At 67.2% G+C, this 22373-nt stretch carries 19 protein-coding genes; 12 read left to right on the top strand and 7 right to left on the bottom strand.

What is annotated here, in order from left to right; translation table 11 throughout:
* Positions 1-52 precede the first annotated feature (52 nt).
* Complete coding sequence (locus LUX31_RS14445) at positions 53-1405, bottom strand: M14 family metallopeptidase (protein WP_235475193.1); 1353 nt, start codon at positions 1403-1405, stop codon at positions 53-55.
* A 308-nt stretch (positions 1406-1713) separates the two neighbouring features.
* Here LUX31_RS14445 and LUX31_RS14440 point away from each other — a divergent pair, with 308 nt between their 5' ends.
* The 3 genes from LUX31_RS14440 to LUX31_RS14430 all read left to right on the top strand — a co-directional run bounded on the left by LUX31_RS14440 (position 1714) and on the right by LUX31_RS14430 (position 6515).
* Positions 1714-4425 carry a LuxR C-terminal-related transcriptional regulator gene (locus LUX31_RS14440; protein WP_235475192.1) on the top strand — a complete coding sequence of 904 codons (2712 nt, stop codon included), beginning with the start codon at positions 1714-1716 and terminating at the stop codon, positions 4423-4425.
* A 78-nt stretch (positions 4426-4503) separates the two neighbouring features.
* Complete coding sequence (locus LUX31_RS14435) at positions 4504-5067, top strand: ATP-binding protein (RefSeq protein ID WP_235475191.1); 564 nt, start codon at positions 4504-4506, stop codon at positions 5065-5067.
* 104 nt (positions 5068-5171) lie between these two features.
* Entirely contained in the window at positions 5172-6515 is a 1344-nt protein-coding gene (locus LUX31_RS14430; protein WP_235475190.1) for an Nramp family divalent metal transporter, read from the top strand.
* Here the strand turns inward: LUX31_RS14430 and LUX31_RS14425 are convergent.
* Both LUX31_RS14425 and LUX31_RS14420 read right to left on the bottom strand, forming a co-directional pair.
* On the bottom strand, positions 6512-7819 hold the full coding sequence (locus tag LUX31_RS14425) for a hypothetical protein (protein WP_235475189.1): 1308 nt from the start codon (positions 7817-7819) through the stop codon (positions 6512-6514). The genes LUX31_RS14430 and LUX31_RS14425 overlap by 4 nt on opposite strands.
* A gap of 73 nt (positions 7820-7892) precedes the next feature.
* Entirely contained in the window at positions 7893-8405 is a 513-nt protein-coding gene (locus tag LUX31_RS14420) for a SigE family RNA polymerase sigma factor (protein WP_235475188.1), read from the bottom strand.
* A gap of 44 nt (positions 8406-8449) precedes the next feature.
* Between LUX31_RS14420 and LUX31_RS14415 the strand changes: the two genes are divergently transcribed.
* A complete protein-coding gene (locus LUX31_RS14415; RefSeq protein ID WP_235475187.1) occupies positions 8450-8968 on the top strand; it encodes an Imm50 family immunity protein in 519 nt (172 codons plus the stop codon).
* Complete coding sequence (locus LUX31_RS14410) at positions 8958-9371, top strand: Imm50 family immunity protein (protein WP_235475186.1); 414 nt, start codon at positions 8958-8960, stop codon at positions 9369-9371. Before LUX31_RS14415 ends, LUX31_RS14410 begins: the two co-directional genes overlap by 11 nt.
* 101 nt (positions 9372-9472) lie before the next feature.
* On the opposite strand, the gene LUX31_RS14405 is transcribed toward LUX31_RS14410, so the two are convergent.
* The 3 genes from LUX31_RS14405 to LUX31_RS14395 form a co-directional block, all read right to left on the bottom strand.
* On the bottom strand, positions 9473-10522 hold the full coding sequence (locus tag LUX31_RS14405; RefSeq protein ID WP_235475185.1) for a hypothetical protein: 1050 nt from the start codon (positions 10520-10522) through the stop codon (positions 9473-9475).
* Entirely contained in the window at positions 10510-11172 is a 663-nt protein-coding gene (locus tag LUX31_RS14400) for a hypothetical protein (RefSeq protein WP_235475184.1), read from the bottom strand. The genes LUX31_RS14405 and LUX31_RS14400 overlap by 13 nt, the downstream gene beginning before the upstream one ends.
* A 170-nt stretch (positions 11173-11342) precedes the next feature.
* The gene (locus tag LUX31_RS14395) at positions 11343-12011 is read right to left on the bottom strand and encodes a hypothetical protein (protein WP_235475183.1); all 669 of its coding nucleotides are present in this window, start codon (positions 12009-12011) and stop codon (positions 11343-11345) included.
* Positions 12012-12212: 201 nt separating this feature from the next.
* On the opposite strand from LUX31_RS14395, the gene LUX31_RS14390 reads away from it, so the two are divergent.
* The 4 genes from LUX31_RS14390 (at position 12213) to LUX31_RS14375 (ending at position 18704) form a co-directional block, all read left to right on the top strand.
* The gene (locus LUX31_RS14390) at positions 12213-16826 is read left to right on the top strand and encodes a DUF6531 domain-containing protein (RefSeq protein ID WP_235475182.1); all 4614 of its coding nucleotides are present in this window, start codon (positions 12213-12215) and stop codon (positions 16824-16826) included.
* Complete coding sequence (locus LUX31_RS14385; RefSeq protein WP_235475181.1) at positions 16827-17783, top strand: SUKH-3 domain-containing protein; 957 nt, start codon at positions 16827-16829, stop codon at positions 17781-17783.
* Position 17784: 1 nt separating this feature from the next.
* Positions 17785-18213 carry a hypothetical protein gene (locus LUX31_RS14380; protein ID WP_235475180.1) on the top strand — a complete coding sequence of 143 codons (429 nt, stop codon included), beginning with the start codon at positions 17785-17787 and terminating at the stop codon, positions 18211-18213.
* A gap of 119 nt (positions 18214-18332) precedes the next feature.
* Positions 18333-18704, top strand: coding sequence for an Imm50 family immunity protein (locus LUX31_RS14375; protein ID WP_235475179.1), 372 nt, complete (start codon positions 18333-18335; stop codon positions 18702-18704).
* Between the two features lie 184 nt (positions 18705-18888).
* On the opposite strand, the gene LUX31_RS14370 is transcribed toward LUX31_RS14375, so the two are convergent.
* Positions 18889-19455 carry a hypothetical protein gene (locus LUX31_RS14370; protein WP_235475178.1) on the bottom strand — a complete coding sequence of 189 codons (567 nt, stop codon included), beginning with the start codon at positions 19453-19455 and terminating at the stop codon, positions 18889-18891.
* Between the two features lie 135 nt (positions 19456-19590).
* On the opposite strand from LUX31_RS14370, the gene LUX31_RS14365 reads away from it, so the two are divergent.
* The 3 genes from LUX31_RS14365 (at position 19591) to cpaB (ending at position 22352) form a co-directional block, all read left to right on the top strand.
* Positions 19591-20358 carry a hypothetical protein gene (locus tag LUX31_RS14365; RefSeq protein WP_235475177.1) on the top strand — a complete coding sequence of 256 codons (768 nt, stop codon included), beginning with the start codon at positions 19591-19593 and terminating at the stop codon, positions 20356-20358.
* Positions 20359-20647: 289 nt separating this feature from the next.
* Positions 20648-21547 (top strand): hypothetical protein, encoded by a 900-nt coding sequence (locus LUX31_RS14360; RefSeq protein ID WP_235475176.1) that lies wholly within the window; start codon positions 20648-20650, stop codon positions 21545-21547.
* A gap of 85 nt (positions 21548-21632) precedes the next feature.
* Positions 21633-22352, top strand: coding sequence for a Flp pilus assembly protein CpaB (gene cpaB, locus LUX31_RS14355; RefSeq protein WP_235475175.1), 720 nt, complete (start codon positions 21633-21635; stop codon positions 22350-22352).
* Positions 22353-22373 lie beyond the last annotated feature (21 nt).

The raw sequence follows: 22373 nt of genomic DNA, 5'->3' as shown, positions 1-22373 counted from the left end.
ACTGCGCGACCAGCCACAACGGACCCGCAGTTCCCCACTACCTCAGAGGCATTTAGCAGTACTGCGCCTGCTTGCCGATGGACCGGTACATACAGTCCGAGTTCTCCAGCAGCTGCAACACCGCATCCCGGTTACGCGCGGTCTCCCGGTCGATCACCTCATCGGGCGGATAGAACCCCCCACCCGAGCTGGACGACGGATACATCTCGAACGTGTACGCGAAGATCTTCTGACTGCCCCAGAGGTAGTCGTCGATCGACCCGTCGGTGATGTACAGGTCGCTCGACTGCTCCGGCGTGTACCCGTTGCTGGCCGCCATCTTCCCGCCGACCGTCGCGAACGCGTCCCGGTCGTCCTGGGTCATGCCCGTCGTGGTGTTGGCGGTCGTGTACCCGAAGGGCCACAGCACCAGCTCGCTGTACGTGTGGAAGTCGATGCCCGTCTTGATCTGCTGGACGCCGCCGACGACCCGGCTGCGGACGAAGTTGGCGACCACCTTGACCTCGGGGGCGGACTCGGGGGCCGTACCCCGGTAGGTCTCCGAGGACGTCGAGCCGGAGGAGCCGCCGCAGCAGCCCCACTGGTAGTTCCAGTTGCGGTTCATGTCGGTACCGACGTACGACGAACCGGAGTTGGGCTGCCGGTTCTTGCGCCACGAGCGGTACGAGCCGGTCGCGATGTCGTACTCGCCGCCGTCCGGGTTGAGGTCCGGCACGATCCAGATCTCACGGGAGTCGAGCATGGCCTTGACCCGGGAGTCGGTGGCGTAGGTGGACGTCAGGTTGCGCAGCAGGTAGAGCGCCATCTCGACGGTGAGGTGCTCACGGGCGTGCTGGTGGTGCGTGAACAGCACCTCCGGCTCGGCCTCGTCGGTGCCGACGTTGTCGCTGAGCTTGATGGCGACGATGTTCCGGCCCGAGTACGACGTACCGATGACCCGCTGGCTGGCGATGGAGGAGTTGGCCGAGACGAGGGAGTTGATCTCCGTCGTCATCTCCGCGTAGTTGTGATAGCTGGAGTCGGCCGTGGGGAAGTCGAGCAGCCGTACGTCGTCTGCGCTGCTGGAGCGGTCGGGGACCTGGCCCAGCGGCGTGATGTCGTAGCCCTGGGCGCGCAGCTTCTGGATCTGGTCCGCGCGGCCGGAGACGGTGACGCCGTGGCCGTCGGTGTCGTCGATGGACACGCCCGCCTGCTGGAGCTTGGTGCGGTCCTCGACGGTCGAGTGCATGTGGATCTCGTACTGGCGGACGTCGTCCGCCGAGGCCGCCGGGCGCTTGGCGCTGGTGGCGGTGGCGTCGGGTGTCGTGGAGGTGACGCCGAGGGCGAGAGCGAGGGACAGCAGGCCGAGGACGGCGGCGGACCGTTTGCCGCTGCGGGCGCCTGAGCCTCGTATGCGAAGTCGCATGAAGTCTCCTGATTTCTCCGGGAGTTCCGGGATCTCCGGAAGCTGGGAGTGGAGCGGGGGGTGGTTCTTCGGTGCGACGGACTGGTGCGGGTGTGGCGCTCATGGTGTGGCTATGGCATGAGCAGGTCAAGAGTGCCTAAAGGGCGTGGCGCGAACCGGCTGGCCGTACGGGCCGGAAACGGTCGCTCGTACGAGGGGGACGCGGAGGATACGCGCCTCCGCCCCGCCCGTCGCGGCTCCTCGGCAAGTGCACACGTGTGTGTGACCGCGTGTGTGTATCTGCGGGGGCCTGTTGGAAGGTACTGATCATGGGCGGATCAGCGCCACGAACGGACTGCGGATCACCGGCCGAAGGCCGATCACCGGCCGCACCACCAGCATCCGAGACCACGAGCTTCGTCGACCGCCGCGACGAACAGGCCCAGGTCCGGGCGCTGTTGGCCAGAGCCCGGCTGGTCACGCTGACCGGCCCGGGCGGCGTCGGCAAGACCCGCCTCGCCGCCCGCGTCGCGACCCGCGTGGCCCGCGCCTTCCCGGACGGCGTCCGCTTCGTGCACCTCGCCGACCTCGACGACCCCGGCCTGGTGGCGAGGGCCGCCGCCACCGCACTCGACCTGTACGGCGACCACGCCACGCCCCGCCGACCGGAGACCCCGGACGCCCTCGCCGACCGGCTGAGCGCCCGCCGCCTCCTCCTGGTCCTCGACAACTGCGAGCACCTGCACCGGGCCTGTGCCGAACTCGCCGGCGCACTCCTGCACCGCACCACCGGCGTACGTGTCCTCGCCACCAGCCGCCACCGGCTGGGCCTGACGGAGGAACACCTCCTGGACGTACGCCCGTTGCCGCTCCCCGACCCGGACGGCGACCTCTCCGCGACCCACCGCCACCCGGCCCTCGCCCTCTTCGCCGACCGGGCCGCCGCCGCACTCCCGGGCTTCACCCTCACCCCCGCCAACCGCAAGGCGGTGGCCCGCCTCTGCCACCGCCTGGACGGCCTCCCCCTCGCCATCGAACTGGCGGCGACCCGCATGGGCGAACTGGGCGACGAGGACATCACCGAACTACAGACCCGCATCGACGACGAGCACACCCGTGCCGGCCGTCATGGCACCCTGCGGGCGACGATCGACCTGAGCCACCAACTGTGCACGCCGGAGGAGCGGTTGGTGTGGGCGCGGGCGTCGGTGCTGCCCGGAGACTTCGACCTGGAGACGGCGGAGGCCGTGTGCGGGGAGGGCACCGACGACGTCCTGGAAGCGGTGACCGGGCTGGTCGGCAAGTCCGTACTGAGCCGGGAGACGGACCCCGACGGCGGCGTACGCTACCGGCTGCTCGACACCCTCCGGCAGTACGGCCTCGACCGGCTGAGGCAACTCCCCGGAGCGGAACAGGCCGCCCGACGCAGACACCGCGACTGGACCCGGACCAGGGCGACGACCTACGAACAGGCCTGGTTCGGCCCCGGCCAGCGACAGTTGGCCACCCGCCTCCGCGCCGACCACGCCAACCTCCGCGCAGCACTGGACTTCAGCCTCGGCAGCTCCGGCAGCTCCGGCAGCTCCGGCAGCTCCGGCAGCTCCGGCAGCTCCGGAGGCTCCGGAGCGGAGGTCAGGACTGGCGGAGGGGCCTCCGACGGTTGCCGCGCCGGGCTCGGTGTCGACCGGGCCGACCTCCGTGGCGAGTTGGGCATCAGCTCCGGAGGCCCCGGAGCGGAGGTCAGGGCCGGCGGAGGGGTCCCCGACGACCGCCCCGCCGGCCTCCGCGTCAACCTCCCTGCCGCGTTGGACTTCAGCCCCGGACGCCCGGGACGCCTCGCAAGCCCCGGAAGCCCCGGAAGCCCCGATACGGAGATCAGGACCGGCGGGGAAGCCCCCGACGACCCCCGCGTCGGCCTCCGTCTCGCCGGCACCCTCTGGTTCCACTGGTACGCGTCCGGCGTACCCGGCGAAGGCCGGTACTGGCTCGACCGCGCCCTCGAAGCGAACCCCGAACCGAGCCGGGAACGGGCCCGCGCGCTGTGGTCCGCCGGACTGCTCGGGCTGCTCACCGGCTCCCCCGACGAACTCACCCTGGGACGGCGGCAGGCCGAGGAGGCGCGTGCCCTCGCCCGACGCCTCGGTGACGCCGCCGAGGCCGCGCACGCCGGGTACGTCGTGGGGGTCGGTCTGCTGCTCGGCGGTGAACCGGCCGCCGCCCTGCGGCACTTCGAGGACGCCGTGGCGCGGGGACCCGTACCCGGCGGTCATGCCGCCCTCGCCGGGCTCGAACGCGTCCAACTCGCCCGTGCGCTCGCCTCGTTGGGCGAGGCGGACCGGGCCGTCGCCCTCTGCGAGAACGTCCTGCGGGTGTGCGGGGAGTACGGCGAGCAATGGGTGCGCTCGTACGCCCTGCGCGCGCTCGCCCTCGCCCACGTCATCCGCGAGGACCCGCAGCGCGCCGAACCGCCCGCCCGCGAGGCCCTGCGCATCGCGTACACCCTGCACGACGTCCTCGGCATCGCCCCCGCCCTCGACCTGCTCGCCCTGATCGCGACCGCCCACCACCACGCCCACGAACACGCCGCCGTCTTGCTCGGCGCCGCCGACCGCGTACGGTCCACCCCGTCCGACCCCGTACGCCAGGACGCCGAGACCGGGGCGCGCGAGGGCCTCGGACGACGGGCGTACGAGCGGGCGTACCGGCGGGGAGCGGGCATCGGCCTCCCCGGGATCGTCAAGTACGCGCTGCGGGAGGAGAATTCGGGGGACGGAAACGGAAACGGAAACGGGAGGAACGGGAACGGGAGACCCGAACCACCCTCCAACACCCGCGGCTCGAGCGATCGAGGTACGCGTCTCACCCGCCGCGAGACCGAGGTCGCCGCGCTCGTCGCCGAAGGCCTCGCCAACCAGCAGATCGCCGACCGGCTGGTGATCGCCCGCCGTACCGCCGAGGGCCACGTGGAACGCATCCTCGGCAAACTGGGCCTCAGCAACCGCACCCAGATCGCGGCCTGGGTGACGACAACGCATCGCTGACGATGCGTGCGTGCAAGGTGCCGGAAACAGGTATTTCTACCCGCGCGCGGGAGCGCCCGTGGAGGCGATCCTGAAGGCATGCTGCAACTCTCCGGGGGCTCCGGGGGACACGTCCCGGATCCCGTCCCTCGGTATGGCTCGTACCCCCAACCCCCGCTGGGGGCAGGCCATCTGAGCATCGAGTACGACCCGCGCCCCACCGCGGCCCGCGAGGCACGGGCGGAGGTGCGCAGGCAGTTGGAGGAGTGGGGTCTCACCGACCGGGACGACCTGACGGTCAAGGACGATCCGAAGGGCCGGGATGACCCGACAGGCCGGGACGACCCGACAGGCCGGGACGACCTCCTCGACGTCGCGGAACTGCTCGTCAGCGAACTGGTCACCAACGCCGTGCTGCACGCCGCGAGCCGGTTCCGGCTCACCCTGACGGCCGCACACGGCATCCTGCGCTGCGAGGTCACCGACACCGGCCGCCGTACTCCGCGGGTACGGCACGCGGGCGCCGCGGAGAGCGGCCGGGGGATGTTCCTGGTGGACGCGCTCGCGAGGCGCTGGGGCTGCCACCAGGAAGGGCCGGGCAAGACCGTGTGGTTCGAGCTCGGCACCTGCGGGTCCGACGGCTGTGGTCGGCGACAGCCGTAGCGCCCCGCAGGTCCCAGTTCCGGACGCCGGATGCCCTGGCTGTCCACCTCCGGCTCCGGAACGCCCTCTTGTGCGACCAGCCCCTTTGCGCTTTCTTGACCTACATGGCGGACACCACAGGAAACTCTGGAATCACCACGGAAACAGGGACCGCGGGCGTCGCTCCAGGCGCCGATTCCACTCCGCGCAAGTCCAGTTGGAAGTTCATCGGCCCGGGAATGGTGGTCGCCGCGACAGGCGTCGGCGCCGGCGACCTGGTGGCGACGCTCATCGCGGGCAGCAACTTCGGCTACACGCTCCTGTGGGCCGCCGTACTCGGCTGTCTGGTGAAGATCTCCCTCGCCGAGGCGGCGGGCCGCTGGCATCTCTCCACCGGCCGCACCCTCTTCGACGGCTGGGCGAGCCTCGGCCGCTGGACGACGTACTTCTTCGTCGTGTACGTCGTGGTCTGGGGCTTCGTGTACGGCGCGGCGGCGATGTCGTCGAGCGCGTTGCCGCTGCAGGCGCTGTTCCCGGACGTCATGGACCTCAAGTGGTGGGCGATCGCCTGCGGGTTGTCGGGTCTCGTCTTCGTCTGGTTCAACAAGTACGAGGTCTTCGAGAAGGTCATGACGGTGCTGGTGGGCGTGATGTTCGTCGTCACGGTCTACCTGGCGATCCGGGTCACCCCGAACCTGGGTGACGCGTTCGCGGGCCTGCTGCCCGTGCTCCCCGACGAGAAGGACTCGATCCTCAACACACTGGGCCTGATCGGCGGCGTGGGCGGCACCATCACCCTTGCGGCGTACGGCTACTGGGTCAACGCGAAGGGCTGGACGAACACGGGCTGGATGAAGGTGATGCGGTTCGACAACCGGGTCGCGTACGCGACGACGGGCATCTTCGTGGTCTCGATGCTGTTCGTGGGAGCGGAGTTGCTGCATTCCGCGAACGTGTCGATCGCGAGCGGCGACAAGGGCCTGATCCAGCTGAGCGACATCCTGGAGGACAAGTACGGCACGGCGACCGCCAAGTTCTTCCTGATCGGCTTCTTCGCCACCTCCTACACGTCGTTGATCGGCGTCTGGCACGGCGTGAGCCTGATGTTCGCGGACTTCGTCGAACGCTTCAGGCGCGGGACGGAGGGGACGACAGGCGAGGAGATCGCCTCGGGCGCACGGGAACGGTCGTGGCCGTTCCGCGCGTACCTGCTGTGGCTGACCTTCCCGCCCATCGTCCTGCTCTTCCAGGGCCAGCCCTTCCGGCTGATCATCCTGTACGGCGTCCTGGGCGCCGCCTTCCTCCCCTTCCTGGCCGGCACCCTGCTGGTCCTGCTCAACTCCTCCCGCACACCCGCCGAATGGCGCAACCGGCTGCTCAGCAACACGATGCTGGTGATCGCGGGCCTGCTGTTCCTGGTGCTGTGCGTGAAGCAGATCTGGGACCAGCCGTGGTCGGAGTTCTTCTAACCCTGGGTCGGTTCGGAGCCGACGCTCGGCACCAGCTCGCGCCACTTCGGGCTGGTGGCGATCGCCTTGAGCTGGTCGAGGGTCAGTGCGGGAGTGGCACGGGTCGGACCGGTGTTCTGGCTACCGGAGTTGAAGGCGCTGACGACCACCCGCATACCGTCGGTCCTGATGGTGTCGGCGGTCCGCATGATCAGCCCCAGCCCCTTGTCGTCGCCGATGCCCTCCTTGACAACGACCTTGGTCCCGTCGGCCAGGGTCTCGGGGTTCCTGTCGGGACCGAAGAGCTGGTCCTCGACGTCCGACATGTCGGGCTGCACATTGACCTGGACGAAGCTCCTGCCCTTGCCGTCGTCGACGACGACGTACCCGTACTCGGCTTCCTGGCTGCCCGTGGACACCACGTCGAGGCCGGAGGGGAGCAGACCGGTGAGCGTCGACACGACGGATCCGCCCTCGACCGCCGGAGGCGGGGACGACGCGGGCGACGCGGACGGCGTCTCGGCCTTCGGCATGCGGTCGATGGTCACGGTCCACGCCCCGTGGGTGACCAGGGTCTTCAACTCCTCGCTGTCCAGCGGAGGTTCGGCCCGGCTGATGGGCGCGTCCTTCTCGGCGGGGGCGTTCCACTCCATCACCGACACATGCTCCCCTTCGGGTGTGACAAGGTCGGCCGTCCACAGCTTCGTGTCCACGCGGCGGTCCGGATACTCGTATCCCTTGAGGATCCTGAGCACCCCGGCGTCGGACAGCGTGCTCGACACGCAGTCGTCGTACGGCGTCAGCGTCCTGTCCGGGCAGTCGGTAGCCTCCCGGGCCTGCTCGCTGCCCGGCTCGACCCGCCCGAGGCTGACGGAGAGAGCGGCGGCGCCCTTCCCGTCGTCGTACACGGCATACACGTACGGCCCCGGTGCGGAGTCCGTGCCGCGCGCCGACTCGTTGCTGAACCGCCCGCCCTTGGGAAGCAGGTTCTTGAGGATGTCGATCATGTCGTCCCCGGTGGTGACCGTCGGGGTGGCGGTGCCGGTGGCGTCACCGGGTCCGACGGTAGTCCCGCCGGCCCCCACGGCGCGCTGCCCTGTCCCGTCCCCTCCCCAGGGCGCGACCAGGGCGCCGCCCACCCCCACCAGCGCGATCGCGACGGCACCGCTGACGACAGCGGTCCAGCGGCGCGTACGGAGCCTGCGCCCCCGGCTCTCGCCACCGGCGACGAGGGCGGCGCGATCGACGTCGAAGGCACCACCGGCGCTGCGCAGGGCGGAGCCGAGCCGCTCCTCGAACTGGTCGTCTCGTTGTTCAACGGGCATGGCGAACCACCACTTCTGCTGTGTAGGGAGTGTGTATCGGAGCACCGGAGTACTGGACGGGCGGGAGGACGAGTCAGCGGGCCGCGTACTCGCCGAGTTCCTCGCCGAGAAGGGCACGCAGCCGGGCGAGGGCACGGACACAACGGGTGCGTACGGCGGCCGAGCTGACGTTCATCGCGCCCGCGGTCTCCTCGATGGAACGGTCCTCCCAGTAGCGCAGGACGACCACCGCCCGGTCCTTCGGCGGGAGTTGGGCGAGCGCCTCGACAAGGGTGAGCCGCATGGTGACATCGCCCCCGGCGGAGGGAACGGGGACCTCGGGCAGCACGTCGGTGGCCCGCTCGGTACTGCTGCGGCGCCGCTGATGCGCGAGGAAGGTACGGGTGAGCACCGTCTGCGCGTACCCCGCCGGGTTGTTGGCGCGGGAGACCCGCCCCCAGTTGACGTACAGCCGCCCGAGCGTCTCCTGCACGAGGTCCTCCGCGAGATACGTGTCCCCGGCGGTGAGCAGACACGCGGAGCGGTACAGATACCCCGCCCGCGCCACCGCGAACTCCGCGTACTCGTCCGCGCGGACCTTTCTCATACGTTCCCCCTGTGCCTGCGACGCACCGACGACCTCATGCGTGTGTGGACTGTCCTCACCTCTTTGATGCGGTGGGCATGGGGAAATGTTTCACGATGGTCGTTGAGAATCTTCTCGTGAAAGTCTCGGACCTCGATGAAGTCAGGATCAGATCGATCAATCTGAACTGGCGCGGCCCCACGGTGACGCTCCGCGTCGACCTGTCTTCCTTTCCCGCCTCGCCACCGCAGGAGTGGATCGACGCGGGTATGGACACGGTGCAGTGCCAACTCCAGTTCCTGGCAGCGGAGAACATCTCCCTCAGCGACTGGAACCCGCCGTTCGTCGGCCGCATCGAGATGTCGCCATCGGGCAGGGAGAACCGCATTCGGGTAGTCGTGGACGGCCAAGGGATGACGCTCCGATTCGACTGCAGTGAGTCCGTACGCGTAAACCATGTGAGCGCGTTCCGCATCCAGGCCGACGGATCGGACAACGGACCGCATCTCTTCACGAGCAGGATCGACGCCCGACGGCACACCTTCCTTCCCCCGACCGACGAGAAGACGTTCTATGAGCGCTGACTGGTCGCAACTCCTCGCATCGACCGAATACTTGGGGGAGCTGTACGAGGGTGTTCCGCCCCCGACCGAAGCGTGCGACCTCTTCTACGTGCACATCGACGAACGGGAGAACTCGGTGACTCTGGGCTTCGACACCAGAGCCTTCCCGGTGAACCCCCCTCCTGAATGGAAGGGGCAGGGCAAGGACTTGAACGCCGTCGAGTTCCATCTGCTCTTCACGGGAGTGACCGGTCTGCAGGTCACAGGCTGGGGGGCTTCCGAAGCCAGGGCGATCGATCTGACCGCCCACGACGGAGGACACATCGACGTGGCCCTCGGCTCCGAGGCTTCCGGCATCACGTTCCGTGCCGCTGCGGCCCGCCTGACCAGAACGCGGGCCTATCTGGCTTCGAACAATCCCTGACCCTGAAAGCCACCCCTCCACACCCAATCGAACCTCGCATCGGCGGCGAAGACGGATTGGGTGGGAGGAGCAGACAAGGGCTGATGGAGAGCGAGGTTGGCTCAGCGATTGACGGCCTGGATCTCCTGAACGACGACAGCTTGCTCGGCCCCGAACTCACCGTCGGGCAGGGGCTGTTCCTGGGCGACACCGGTACCGGTCCAGTGGATCTTCCAGGTGATGGTGGCGCGGAGCGGGTAGGTCCCGTCGCCGGAGGAACGCAGGTACTTCACACCACAGGGCGGAGTCTGGCCGGCCTTCCCGGCGGCGTACGGCTCCCCGATACGCCCGTTGACGAACGTGCACACACCGGACGCGGGGTAGACCTGCGCGTCGGCGGTACCGGGCTCGATCCTCAGGGAGACAGGCTCGGCGACGGTGGTGGCCTCCATCCCCAGAACCGGAACGGACGCGGTCACGGAGACAGGCTTGAACTGCGCCGCGTCCAGCCAGGCCCAGGTGGGAAGGTTCACCTTGGTTTCGCCGGCGGGGGCGAGGGTCACTTTGGTGGAGGGGACGCGGATCTCGTTGTAGGCGAGTCCGGCGAGGATTTCCGGGGTGATCGTGTTGGGGATGTTCGCGGGCGGGTCGTCACCCGTGTCGACCCAGAAGTAGTCCTCGGTGCAGGAGTCCCAGCCCGGCGGGTAGGACTTGTTGACGTACGAGCCCCACCAGTAGCCCTTGCCGGTCTTGTCCTTGTTGAAGTCCTTCGTGGGATCGTCCTTGTTCAGGTACTTCGCCCGCTGCTCGGCATCCCACTCATACCCCGTGGACTCCGCCTCCCAGACCGGCTCCTTGACCTTCTGGAGCTCCGCGGGGCTGTACGTCGGGGCGTACCAACAAGCGGGCGGCGTCCAGCTGGTGGAGGCGGTGACAGGCCCGGCGGACTGCCCGGACCCGTTGTTAGAACGGTCGTAGACGACGGCTCCGGCGGTGGCGGAGAGGGTGTCACCATCGGCGTTGCCGCTCGGTCCGGTCGTGCCGGGGTTCTGGGCGTTGCCGTCCAGTGTGTCGTCGGCGTGTGCCACTCCGGGAAGCGACAGGAGTGGTACGAGCGCTGCGGCGGCTATCGCGGCCGACAGGGTCCACGGTTTGCGCATCAGGGCTGGCACTTGGCACTCCCCACTTCAGAGACCATGTCCTGGATGACCCAGACGCCCTTGCTGTTCCGCTTGAGGGACGTGTGGTAAATGACGTAGCTGTCAGCGGTGACCTCGGTCTTCTTGACCTTGTTGGTCTCCAGGTACTTGACGTATGCCTTGCCCTGGTCCTCGCAGTAGCTGAGGGAAGCAGTTCCGTCGTTGTCGACCTTGAGGTCGGGGTCGTAGAAGCGATAGGCACCAGTGATGCTTGCCTTGGCATCCACGTACTTCTTGACGAACGTCTCCGTGCCGGCAGCTGCCTCGCCCTCGTAGTAGTAGAGGTAAGCCTTGTCCAGGGCGTCCTGGTTCACGATCGCGAGGTCCACGGCCTTGATGGACTGCTCGCTGTCGGCCAGGACAGCGTCCTTGTCCGCGTCGCCGGTCTTGGGCCATTCGAAGGTGTACGTCAGATCCGACGGCAGCTCGATCTTCGGCCGGTCGGCGGAGTCGGCCGAGGCCGAGGCGGACGCTGTCGGCGATGCCGAGGTCTCGCTCCCGGTGTCGGCCCCGGCGATCTTGTCGTTGTCCTTCGACTCGCTGTCGTCGCCGCCACAGGCAGTCAACAACAGGGCCGCGGACGCGACGAGCGCGGCAGCAACGGGCAAAGAGCGGCGCTTCACAGTGGAACCCCCGTGAGACAGATGTGCTGGCAAAACCTAGACGGTATCGGTGGGGCCGGTGGTTCCGCCAGGCTGCCAAGGTTGCGCTGTGGCAACGGCAAAGGTTGACAGCCGTACCGGCGGTCGCCGCCCCTCTCTCGTTCAGTCCCGGCGGGCCCGCCTGCCCGTCCTCAGGGCTGGCATACAGAACTTCCCCGCTGGGATGTGAGGGTCTCCGTGATCCAAATTCCGTGCTCGTCGACCCGCAGTCGGCTGCTGTAGAGGACGTAGCTGTCCTTCGACGCCGCGGTCACGTCGGTCTTGCCGGTCGTGAGGCTCTTGTCGTACGCCTTGCTCTGATCCTCGCAGTAGACGAGACCGGCGGTTCCATCACCGTTGACGTTCACCTTGGCGTCGAAGTACCGCTTGGCGCCCGTGATGCGGCTCTTGTTGTCCACGAACCACTGGATGAACTTCTCACTCCCTGCCGCCGCTTCCCCTTCGGAGTAGAAGAGGTAGGCCTCGTTGAGCGGCTCCTGCACAGCGATGGCCATGTCCACAGCCTTGATGAACTGCTTGCTGTCGCTCAGGACAGCGTCCTTGTCCGTGTCACCCGTCTTGGGCCACTCGAAGGCATACGTCAGATCGGACGGCAGCTCGATCTTCGGCCGGTCGGCGGAGACGGCCGAGGCGGAGGCCGATGCCGCAGACGATGCGGGTGTTTCACCCGCGGTGTCGGCCTCCGCGACCTTGTTGTTGTCCTTCGATGTCGATGCGCCGTCGCTGCCGCCACACGCGGTCAGCAGGAGCGCCGCCGTCGCGACGAACGCGGCAGTAATGGGCCGATCGTGGCGCTTCACATTGGACTCCCCGTGAGACAGATGTGCTGGCAAAGCCCATACGGTATCGGCGGTCTCGGACAATCTCCGTCCGAGGACCTTCCGGTCTGCCCGGCACCAGCTCACCGACGCGAAGCACCTTCACCTCGAACTCCCGTATCAAGTAAGTTCGCGCGTGCGTACGACTGTTGTCGTTGAGGTCGGTGTGACGGGGGTTGCAGCATGGCGGGGTATCGGCCGACGGATTGGCATGTCCTGGACCTGGACAAGGACCCGACGCCTGGTGACCCGCACCGCGTGCGCCAACTGGCCCGTACGTTGCATGACTTCGCCGATGACGTGTCGGACGCGTTGCGTCTGATCAAGGGGATGGCGTCGGAGAACGAGACGCTGGAGTGGGCGGGCAAGACCGCTGAGGTGTTCCAGGACGAGTTCGCGGATGTGCCGAAGAATCTGAAGAAGCTGAAGCGGTCGTACGACCTGTGCGGTGACGCGCTGGTGGACTACTGGCCGAAGCTGGAGCGGGCGCAGGCCCTCGCCGACAAGGCGCTGGCCAAGGGCCGGGAGGCCCAGTCGGACCTGTCATCCGCCAAGTCCCGTCTCTCCTCGGCCGATTCGTGGGTCACCCGCGCCACGAAGGAGTCGGACAAGTACAAGGACGACCCGACCGGCAGCAAGGCGGCGGAGCCGCCGGACGAGGCGAAGGTCCGGGCCGCCACCCGGGACGCCCAGCACGCCAAGTCGGCGCAGAGCACGGCCCAGTCGGACGTCTCCAGTGCCCAGTCGGCGCTGGACGCGGCGAAGAAGATGGCCGAGGACGCGCGGAAGATGCGCGAGGACGCTGCGGGCGAGGCGAAGCGGAGGATCGACGAGGCCTCCGACGCCGGTATCCAGAACCGGAGTTGGTGGGAGGAGGTCGGCGACTGGTTCGTCGACAACTGGGACAGCATCGTCGCCGTGTGCAAGGTGGTCGTCGCTGTCGTCGGGGTCGTGGCGATGATCATCGGGGGGCCGATTCTCGGCGCGATCGTGCTGATCGCGGCCCTCGTCGTGCTCGCGGACACGCTCTACAAATACTCCAAGGGACAGGCGTCTCTGTGGGACGTTGGCTTCGCCGCGCTGGACTGCATACCGGGGATGAAGGGGCTGACGACCCTCGGCGGCCTCGCCAAGGGCATGAAGGTCCTGGGCAAGGGCGGTCTCAAGGCCATGGCCAAGGGCCTGGGGAAGAAGGGCCTGCGTAAGGAAGCCGACGACGCTGTGGCGCACGCCAAGCCCACCAAGGGCCGCTGCAAGAACGGCGACCCCATCGACATGGTCTCCGGCGAGATGCTGATGGAGGAGACCGACGTCGAGCTGCCGGGGCTCCTCCCATTGATTCTGCGCCGTACCCATCTGTCGACCTACCGGTCAGGGCGATCGTTCGGCCCGTCCTGGGCATCCACCCTCGATGAGCGCCTTGAGCTGGACGACGACGGTGCGGTGTTCGCCGCCGAGGACGGCATGATCCTGCTCTATCCGGTGCCTGAACCAGGCGCCTCGGTCATGCCGCTGGAAGGTCCGCGCTGGCCGTTGGAGTGGGACGGTACGCCCGGTGCTCCCCTGCGCATCACCGACCCGGCCACGGGTCTTGTCCGTCACTTCGTTGCTCAGGAGACCCCGGCAGCAGCCGACGGCGTATTCACGATTCCCCTCGCCGTAATCACGGACCGCAACGGTCTACGGATCGACTTCGACCGTGACGCCACGGGCGTCCCCGTCGCCGTACGTGACTCCGCCGGCCGACACCTCCACGTCGACACCGAGGGCGAATGTGTCGTTCGACTACGTCTGCGCACCCCGCAGGAGAGCCCCGAGAGCACGGTCCTCCGCCGCTACGCGTACAGCTCCGACGGCGACCTCACCGAGATCTACAACTCCAGCGGTTTGCCACTGAGGCTCACCTACGACAGCCAGGCACGCATCACGTCGTGGACGGACCGCATCGGTTGCTGGTACCGCTTCACCTACGACGATCAGGACCGCTGCATACGAGGCGAGGGGGCCGAGGGCCGTCTCTCCTGCACCATCACCTACGACACCGCCAACCGCGAGACGCACTACACCGACGCACTCGGCAACACGACGACGTACCGGCACAACGAACTCCATCAACTCGTCGCGGTCACCGACCCGCTCGGCCACTCCACGTATTCAGCGTGGGACCGCTACGACCGGCTGCTCTCCCGCGCGGATTCGCTCGGCCTGACGACCCGCTACGAGTACGACGAGCAGGGCGCCCCAACGGCTGTCATCCGGCCGGACGGCAGCCGGGAGCACGCGGAGAACAACGCGTACGGCCTGCCCGTGTCGGTGACCCAGGCCGATGGCCACGTCTGGCGCATGGAATACGACGAGCGCGGCAACCTGACGTCGGAGACGGATCCCACCGGCGCTCGCATCTCCTACGAGTACAACGAGATCGGCGCACTCACCGCGGCCACCGACGCCGCCGGGCGTACCGCATTGCTGGAGTCCGACGCGGCGGGTCTGCCGGTCGGCACCACCGACGCCGAGGGCCGGACTACACGGTACGAACGGGACGTGTTCGGCAGGATCACCGCGGAGACCGGACCGCACGGGGCAGTCACCCGGTTCGGCTGGACGCCCGAAGGAAGGCTCAGCAGGCGCACCCTCCCCGACGGCAGCACAGAGCGACGTGTCCACGACGGTGAGGGCAACCTCATCGAGCACACGGACACCCTCGGACAGGTGACACGCTTCGAGTACAGCGGCTTCGACCTGCCGGCAGTCCGCATCGACCCCGACGGCTCCCGTCTGGAATTCGCCTACGACGGTCAGTTGCGTGTCACATCGGTCACCAACCAACTCGGCGCTGCCTGGCGGTACTTCTACGACGAGACAGGCCGACTGGTTCGTGAGCAGGACTTCGGCGGACGCGCACAGAGTTACCGATTCGACGCGGCCGGTCGTCTCGTGGGACAGACCAACGGCGTGGGTGAGTCCATCGACTACATCCGTGACGCCTTCGGCAAGGTGGCGCAGCAGCACACGCCGGAAGGGATCACCACATACACGTACGATCCGGTGGGAAACCTGCTCCGGGTGGTCGACGGTCAGAACGAGCTGACCTACGAGCGGGACGCCCGAGGCAGGGTCCTCGCCGAAACGTGCAACGGCGCGACCGTACGCTCGGCCTACGACGTGCTGGGCAGACGTATTCGCAGGGTGACCCCGTCGAACGCGGAGAGCGTCTGGGAGTACGACGGAAGCGACCGGCCCACGTTGTTGCGGACGGCGGGCAGGACCGTCACGTTCGCGTACGACGCGGCCGGGCGCGAGATCGAGCGCCGCACAGGTTCCGCCGTTCTGAGCCAGGCCTGGGATGCGGACGGAAGGCTCAACTCGCAGACGCTGACGGCGAGTGCCGATCCGACGGGGGCAGTCGAACCGCGACGTGTCCAGCATCGTGCGTACCGCTACCGCCCCGACGGAACGGTCTCGGCGATCACCGACCTGCTCAACGGTGACCGCCTTGTCGATACCGACGGCACCGGGCGGGTCACCGGGGTGCGGGCGGCGACGTGGTCCGAACGCTACGCGTACGACGCGGCAGGCAATCTCAGCGGGGGTGAGTGGCAGGCGGATCTGTCCGCTCGCTCCGCACAGCCTTCCGAGCGCGGTTCCGTCCGCAAATCCGGGGACATCCGCTATGAGTACGACGGTCAGGGCCGGGTGGTGGTCAGACGGAAGAAGCGTCTCTCCCGCAAGCCCGATGTGTGGCGCTATGCCTGGGACAGCCAGGACCGTCTTGTCGGTGTGATCACACCCGACGGTACGAAGTGGGCCTATCAGTACGACCCTTTCGGCCGCCGCACATCAAAACGACGGTTCGCACCGGATGGCGAGACCGTGGTGGAGGAGGTGACCTTCGCATGGGATGGATTTGTTCCGGCCGAGCAGATTTCGCGGGGCGGCGGCGAGATGCCCTCCTGCACGGTGTGGGACTGGGAACGGGACCGCTTCAGCCCGGTTACTCAGGTGGACAGGGTCCCCGTCGGGGAACTTTCCCAGGATTGGGTGGACGACCAGTTCTATTCCATCGTCACCGACGTCGTCGGCACTCCGACAGAACTGGTCGACGACCGCGGAGAATTGGCGTGGAGGGCGCGAACGACCGTATGGGGCGCACCCCTCGACGACCCTGGCCCCGATGGTGCGTACTGCCCTCTGCGCTTCCCGGGCCAATACCACGACCCCGAAACAGCGCTCAACTACAACTACCACCGTCACTATGACCCGGAGACAGGCCAATACGTCTCCCTGGATCCCCTCGGTCTCGCACCTGGGCCGAATCCCCGGGCATACGTCTCGAATCCGTTCACCGCCGTCGACCCGCTCGGGCTGTCGCCGGCCTGTGAGGAAGCAGCGAGTGCTGCCGCAAGGCGGAGAGCCGACGAGGAACAAGCACGGCCAGGAGCAAACAAGCACACCAGGCCCACAAGTGCGGCCGGGTTGTCGGTGCCGGGACATGAGACGCCGTTCAACGGTGCAAGCGTCAAGGGCGGAGGCGACCACGACCTGCATCCGGACATCCGAGCCGCCTACGATCAGGTTCCGCAGGCCATCAAGGAGAGTGCCGGAGGTCAGCACGGGAGGTGTGGTGAGGCGGAAGCGCTCTCGAACGCCATGAAGGCCGGGGTCGATCCCCGAGGCGGAGTAATGGCGGCGGTGAACGTGCGCGCGCCGGGCAATCCCATGCATGGGGTGCCGAAGCCCATTTGCGACTCCTGCCAAGATGTTCTTGATCGGTTGGGGATTCGAGGGGTGTCCTAGATGAGTGAAGAAGCGCGGCGTTGGTCCACAGAGACCGACCAAGTACTGCGGAGGGCCGGGTGGCAGCCAGGCCGTTCGGTGCCCACCGCCACGTGGGAGTGGATTCTGCGTGAGCGTGGGGAGTTCGAGGTCCACGAGGCCGCGCGACGGTTCCTCGCCGAATTCGGAGGCCTGGTGACCTACGGCTGGCCGGCGGACTCGATCCTGACCCGGTCAGCCATCAGGTTCGACCCGCTCAAAGCTGAGTGGGACAGCGCAACCTTTGCCAGGCTGAGTGAGGAAGCCGGGACACAGCTGTGTCCCATCGGCCAGGCCGACAGCGGAAACAGCTATCTGGGCATCGCAGCCGACGGAGCGGTCTATCTCGCCAGGGAACATGTGGAGTTGCTGGCTGAGACCGTCGACCAGGCGCTCGATCGACTCGTGCAGTTGCAAGGAACCCAAGCGGGCGTCTGGGCGCCTGACGTTCCGGTGGGAGCTCACTCGTTCTGGGACCGGATCGAGGCCGTCGGTCCAGGTGCCGATGCTGAGCGGCGTTGGCCCGCGGAGACGGACCGAGTGCTGCGCGCGGCCGGCTGGTACCCCGGCCGCTCGGTTCCTACAGCCACGTGGGAGAGCATCCTGCGCCAGCAGGGCGAATTCGAGATGCATGAGGCAGCACAGCGGTTCCTTGCCGAATTCGGGTGTGTGGGGATCCCGCATCGGGAGCCGAGGGATTCGATGCCATGGGGAGAATTCCGGCTCGACCCGCTCTTGGCCATGTGGGACGACGAGATCTTCGATGATCTCAGTGAGCAAGCAGGTACTTATCTCTACCCTGTCGGCATGATTGATCGAACCAATCAACACGTTGGCGTTGCGGAGGATGGTGCGGTTTATGTCGGGATGGACTCGGTGAGGCTGCTCGCAACCACACCTGATGAGGCGCTGAAGGCGCTCACGAGAAAAATTCGGTAGCGTGGCCAGCACTTTCAAATACCGCCTCCGTGGCCCCTTCGGTGGTTTGGCGGCAGACTTGACGGTGGAGTACCGCACGCCTGATCCGAGCGAAGAATTTCGCCTGCAAGTTTACCGTAATGTTTGTTTGACGCTTCCAGATGGGGTCAATTGGCGTGATGCCGCATGGCTTTCATTCGGACTCTCGGTCCATGCCCCCGATCTGTCCGCCGCTCACCCGGACGGCTTGACCGTCAAGGTCACATCACTTTCCTTCCCCCTCGCCCATTTCCGCGCAGAAGTGGCGGCACTGGCGATGGACGGATGGGTTCGGGAGGAATTCGGGCTTGTTGATCGAGGCTTTCACGCCGTTTCCTGTGAGGGAGGAGAGGGTTACATTTTTCGCTGGGGGGAGCATTTCGACCCCTTCTCGGACGACGGCTTCAAGTAGGCCAGCTGCCATATTCCGAATCCAGGCCGACGGATCGGACAACGGACCGCATCTCTTCGTGAGCAGGATCGACGCCCGACGGCACGCCTTCCTTCCCCCGACCGATGAGAAGACGTTCTATGAGCGCTGACTGGTCACAACTCCTCGCATCTGCCGAATACTTGGGGGAGCTGTACGACGGTGTCCCGCCGTCGACGGACGCGTACGACCTCTTCTACGTGCACATCGACGAACGGGAGGACTCGGTGACTCTGGGCTTCGACACCAGGGCCTTCCCGGTGAACCTGCCGTTCCACCTGTTCTTCACGGGGGTGACCGGTCTCCGGGTCACGGGCTGGGGGGCTTCCGAAGTAAAGGCGATCGATCTGACGGCCCACGACGGAGGACACTTCGACGTGGCCCTCGGCTCCGAGGCTTCCGGCATCACGTTCCGTGCGGCTGCGGCCCGTCTGACCAGAACGCGCGCCTATCTCGCTTGGGGCAACTCTTGAAACCGAGGGAAAAGCGCCCAGGCACGGGGACCTTCGTCGGTGGCGTTGCCGCTCGGTGCGTTCGTGCCGGGGTTCTGGGCGTTGCCGTCCAGTGTGTCGTCGGCGTGTGCCACTCCGGGAAGCGACAGGAGTGGCACGAGCGCTGCGGCGGCTATCGCGGCCGACAGAGTCCACGGTTTGCGCATCAGGGCTGGCACTTGGCACTCCCCACTTCAGAGACCATGTCCTGGATGACCCAGACGCCCTTGCTGTTCCGCTTGAGGGACGTGTGGTAGATGACGTAGCTGTCTGCGGTGACCTCGGTCTTCTTGACCTTGTTGGTCTCCAGGTACTTGACGTATGCCTTGCCCTGGTCCTCGCAGTAGCTGAGGGAAGCAGTTCCGTCGTTGTCGACCTTGAGGTCGGGGTCGTAGAAGCGATAGGCGCCAGTGATGCTTGCCTTGGCATCCACGTACTTCTTGACGAACGTCTCCGTACCGGCAGCCGCCTCGCCCTCGTAGTAGTAGAGGTAAGCCTTGTCCAGGGCGTCCTTGTCCGCGTCGCCGGTCTTGGGCCATTCGAAGGTGTACGTCAGATCCGACGGCAGCTCGATCTCCGGCCGGTCGGCGGAGACGGCCGTCGCGGATGCCGTCGGCGATGCCGAGGTCTCGCTCCCGGTGTCGGCCCCGGCGATCTTGTCGTTGTCCTTCGACTCGCCGCAGGCAGTCGACAACAGGGCCGCTGACGCGATGAGCGCGGCAGCAACGGGCAAAAGAGGTGACCGCCGTACATGCTCTTCGACCCGTCCGTCTCCGGTATCTGCTGCGTCACGGCTGGCACCTGTCCAGATCAACGGGGGAACTTCACCCTTGACCCCGGAATCCCCGAAGCACACCTGGAAGGAACCATGGATCTACAGGCCACCCTCGCCGGTTTCCGTAATGCCGCCCCCCTCGAAGGCCTGGACGGGGCATGGCGGTGGAGTCTCAATCCGGTACTGCACTTCGCGGGTGCTCTGACCGACGACGGAAAGCGGCTCCTCCAGACCAACCAGCGTGGCAAGCACGACGAGAACCTTGCCCGTGAGGTGCTGTCCTTCGCTCGCGCTCACGAGCAGGAGTTGTTGGGGGAAGGGCGTTTCCTCGGTTCCGCGGAGGGCTTGCGCGTACCTGACCACGAGTTCGACGCCGTCGCGGCAGCCGTCCCGGATGTCCACGGCCATCACAAGGCACAGAATCCCGACCTCATGGCGGTGACGTACATCGTCTTTCCCGCGTATGCCTGCGAGTTCTCCGGGCACGAGACGCTCGCCGAAGCTGAAGCCAGGTACACGAAGATGCTGCGGCCCGCCGAAATCGGGCGCGAGCCGGTGCCGTTCGTGAAGATGAGCTTTGACAATCCCCGCTCAGGTGGCGGCAGCACCAATCCCGGGCGCGCACTGACATACCCGCGGATCGTCCGTCAGGAGATCCCCGAGCTGGAGAACTCCGCCGGCGGATTCGTGGAGTTCGAGAACCGCTTGGGCAAGGTCTGGCGAGTGGAGTGGGACGGTGGCTGGAATGTTTCGAGGGAAGGGGAACCGGGGCGACGGGAGTTGGGCCTGGACGAGGTCCTGGAGTTCTTCGAAGGAACGCTGCGGGAAGGAACGGCCTCCGCGGGAGGACGGACCGCCTGACTCCCCTCGTGCGACAGCACCCGCTCAAGGGGATCCAGGTGAACTTTCCCTCGGAAGGTGTACTGATCCGTAGTGGTCAAGTTCCGTCAACTCCCCTCCCGCGCACCCGACTTGTGGCATATTCGCCTCACTCTCCGTCGATCAAGCTCCACCTTCCGTTAGTTGATCTAGAAGATTCAGTGTTGAGCGGGCCATGCCGTGGATAAGGTGCTGATGCAAGAGGACGTCACAGGGGCGATCTGAGGCGGTGGCCGACCACCCCGCCGCAGTGAACGGGGTGGTGTGCAGCGTGCCGACCGCGATAGCCGTCACCAGTACTGATCTGGTGCTCCCACCGCATGACCGGCAGACCCCGCCCGCCGCTGTCCCGACCCTCGACAGCCTCGACGGCGCCCTCATGGGGATGCACACGCTCATCGAGCAGCACGGGTACGTCATCGCCCTCTACCCGGCGTCCACGGACCCGGCCGTCACCCGGCGGCTGCACACCGTGCGTTCCGTCCTGGAGAGCGACCGTATCGCGCTGCTCGGCGTCGATCTGCCGCCCCTCGGACTCGCCCTGCTCGCCCAGCAGTTGCGGCAGCTCTCCATGTGCGACTTCAGCCCGGGCGTGCTCGCGTCCTCCGCCCGGCTCCTCGCCCACTACATCTACGCCGGCGCCCTCCTCGGCTCCGTCGCCAAGCTGGACCGGGTGCCCGTCTCGCTCAAGTCGCACGCCAAGTCCTGGGTGCCGGGCGCCCAGTTCGCCGTACTGGCCAATCCGCGAGCCCAGCTCGTACGGGTGGGCCAGGAGGAGCTGACCGGGCCCGAGTTCGGGACGCGGCTGCTCGTGGCTCAGGGGCAGCCGCCCTCCGACTGGGTCACCTCGACCCTCGCACCCGCCTGGCGCGTCCAGGGAGTCGCCCCCGTGCCGCTGCCCGCGGAGTCCGTGCGCTGGTGGGGGACCGGGAAGGTCGTCGAGTTCGCGGCCGGGCTGCACGACGTCTCTGTGCTGTACCAACTGGTCTCCTCCGTGCGGCGCGAGCAGTGCCACTGGTGCGGCCTCGAACTCATCGGCGACCGCTGCGGATTCTGCGCCGCACCACTCGCCCGCCCACAGGAGCTTCCCGCTGCCCTCGGGCGGGCAGGAACCCCAGCAGGGGCTTCAGGAACACCAGTGCGAGCAGCACTGCCCCGAGGCACGACGTAAGAGACGTAACAGACGCACGAGTTGCAAGAGACGCAAACATGTAGAAGACGTGTCCGTCCCCACCCCGATCGAGGTTGTCCGCGTCATGAACTCACGCCAGCGCCGCGGCGTCATCCTGCTGGTCCTCTCGACCCTGTGCGCCATCGGCGCCTTCGTCGGAGTGCTCTCGGTGATCCGCGACGTGAACTCCAAGGTCGGCCCGGAGGTGACGGCGTACCGCCTCAAGAGCGACATCGCGCCCTACAAGGAGCTGTCGGCCGACCAGTTCGAGAAGATCTCCATGCCGGAGCGCTGGCTGTCGGCGACCGCCGTCACCAAGGCCTCCCAGATCCAGGGCAAGATCGCGGTGACCCGGCTGGAGAAGGGCTCCCTGCTGCAGACCGACATGATCGTCGACCGGCCCGAACTCGCCGCCGGTGAGCAGGAGATCGCGATCATGATAGACGCGTCGACCGGTGTCGCCGGAAAGATCAACCCGGGGTCCCTCGTCAACATCTACGCCACCTTCGAGTCGAAGGACAGCGAGAAGGGCGTCGACGAGGTCAAGCTGCTCGTCACGAACGCGCGCGTCATCGACGTCGGCAAGCTGACCGCCCTCGAAGCGGGCCAGTCGAGCACCGAACGCCGGCGTACGGCCACGGAGGCCGTGCCGATCACCTTCGCGCTCACGACGCCGAACGCCCAACGCGTCGCGTACGCCGAGTCGTTCGCCGAACACGTCCGGCTGTCCCTGGTCGCGGGCGGCGAGCTGACGACCGTCCCCGGTGACAGCGATCGTACGTACACCCTCGACAAGGACAAGTAGGAGGCCGGGCGATGAGGTCCG

Source organism: Streptomyces sp. GQFP (assembly GCF_021545335.1).
Taxonomy (GTDB): domain Bacteria; phylum Actinomycetota; class Actinomycetes; order Streptomycetales; family Streptomycetaceae; genus Streptomyces.
The sequence above is the reverse complement of the archived record's forward strand: the minus strand, read 5'-3'. Positions and strand labels throughout refer to the sequence as shown.

Excerpts from the sequence above, each read along its gene's own strand:
- LUX31_RS14435 (WP_235475191.1), top strand. The coding sequence starts at position 4,504 with ATGCTGCAACTCTCCGGGGGCTCCGGGGGACACGTCCCGGATCCCGTC.
- LUX31_RS14420 (WP_235475188.1), bottom strand. The coding sequence starts at position 8,405 with ATGAGAAAGGTCCGCGCGGACGAGTACGCGGAGTTCGCGGTGGCGCGG.
- LUX31_RS14440 (WP_235475192.1), top strand. The coding sequence starts at position 1,714 with ATGGGCGGATCAGCGCCACGAACGGACTGCGGATCACCGGCCGAAGGC.
- cpaB (WP_235475175.1), top strand. The coding sequence starts at position 21,633 with ATGAACTCACGCCAGCGCCGCGGCGTCATCCTGCTGGTCCTCTCGACC.
- LUX31_RS14445 (WP_235475193.1), bottom strand. The coding sequence starts at position 1,405 with ATGCGACTTCGCATACGAGGCTCAGGCGCCCGCAGCGGCAAACGGTCC.
- LUX31_RS14365 (WP_235475177.1), top strand. The coding sequence starts at position 19,591 with ATGGATCTACAGGCCACCCTCGCCGGTTTCCGTAATGCCGCCCCCCTC.
- LUX31_RS14430 (WP_235475190.1), top strand. The coding sequence starts at position 5,172 with ATGGCGGACACCACAGGAAACTCTGGAATCACCACGGAAACAGGGACC.
- LUX31_RS14390 (WP_235475182.1), top strand. The coding sequence starts at position 12,213 with ATGGCGGGGTATCGGCCGACGGATTGGCATGTCCTGGACCTGGACAAG.
- LUX31_RS14410 (WP_235475186.1), top strand. The coding sequence starts at position 8,958 with ATGAGCGCTGACTGGTCGCAACTCCTCGCATCGACCGAATACTTGGGG.
- LUX31_RS14425 (WP_235475189.1), bottom strand. The coding sequence starts at position 7,819 with ATGCCCGTTGAACAACGAGACGACCAGTTCGAGGAGCGGCTCGGCTCC.
- LUX31_RS14375 (WP_235475179.1), top strand. The coding sequence starts at position 18,333 with ATGAGCGCTGACTGGTCACAACTCCTCGCATCTGCCGAATACTTGGGG.
- LUX31_RS14385 (WP_235475181.1), top strand. The coding sequence starts at position 16,827 with ATGAGTGAAGAAGCGCGGCGTTGGTCCACAGAGACCGACCAAGTACTG.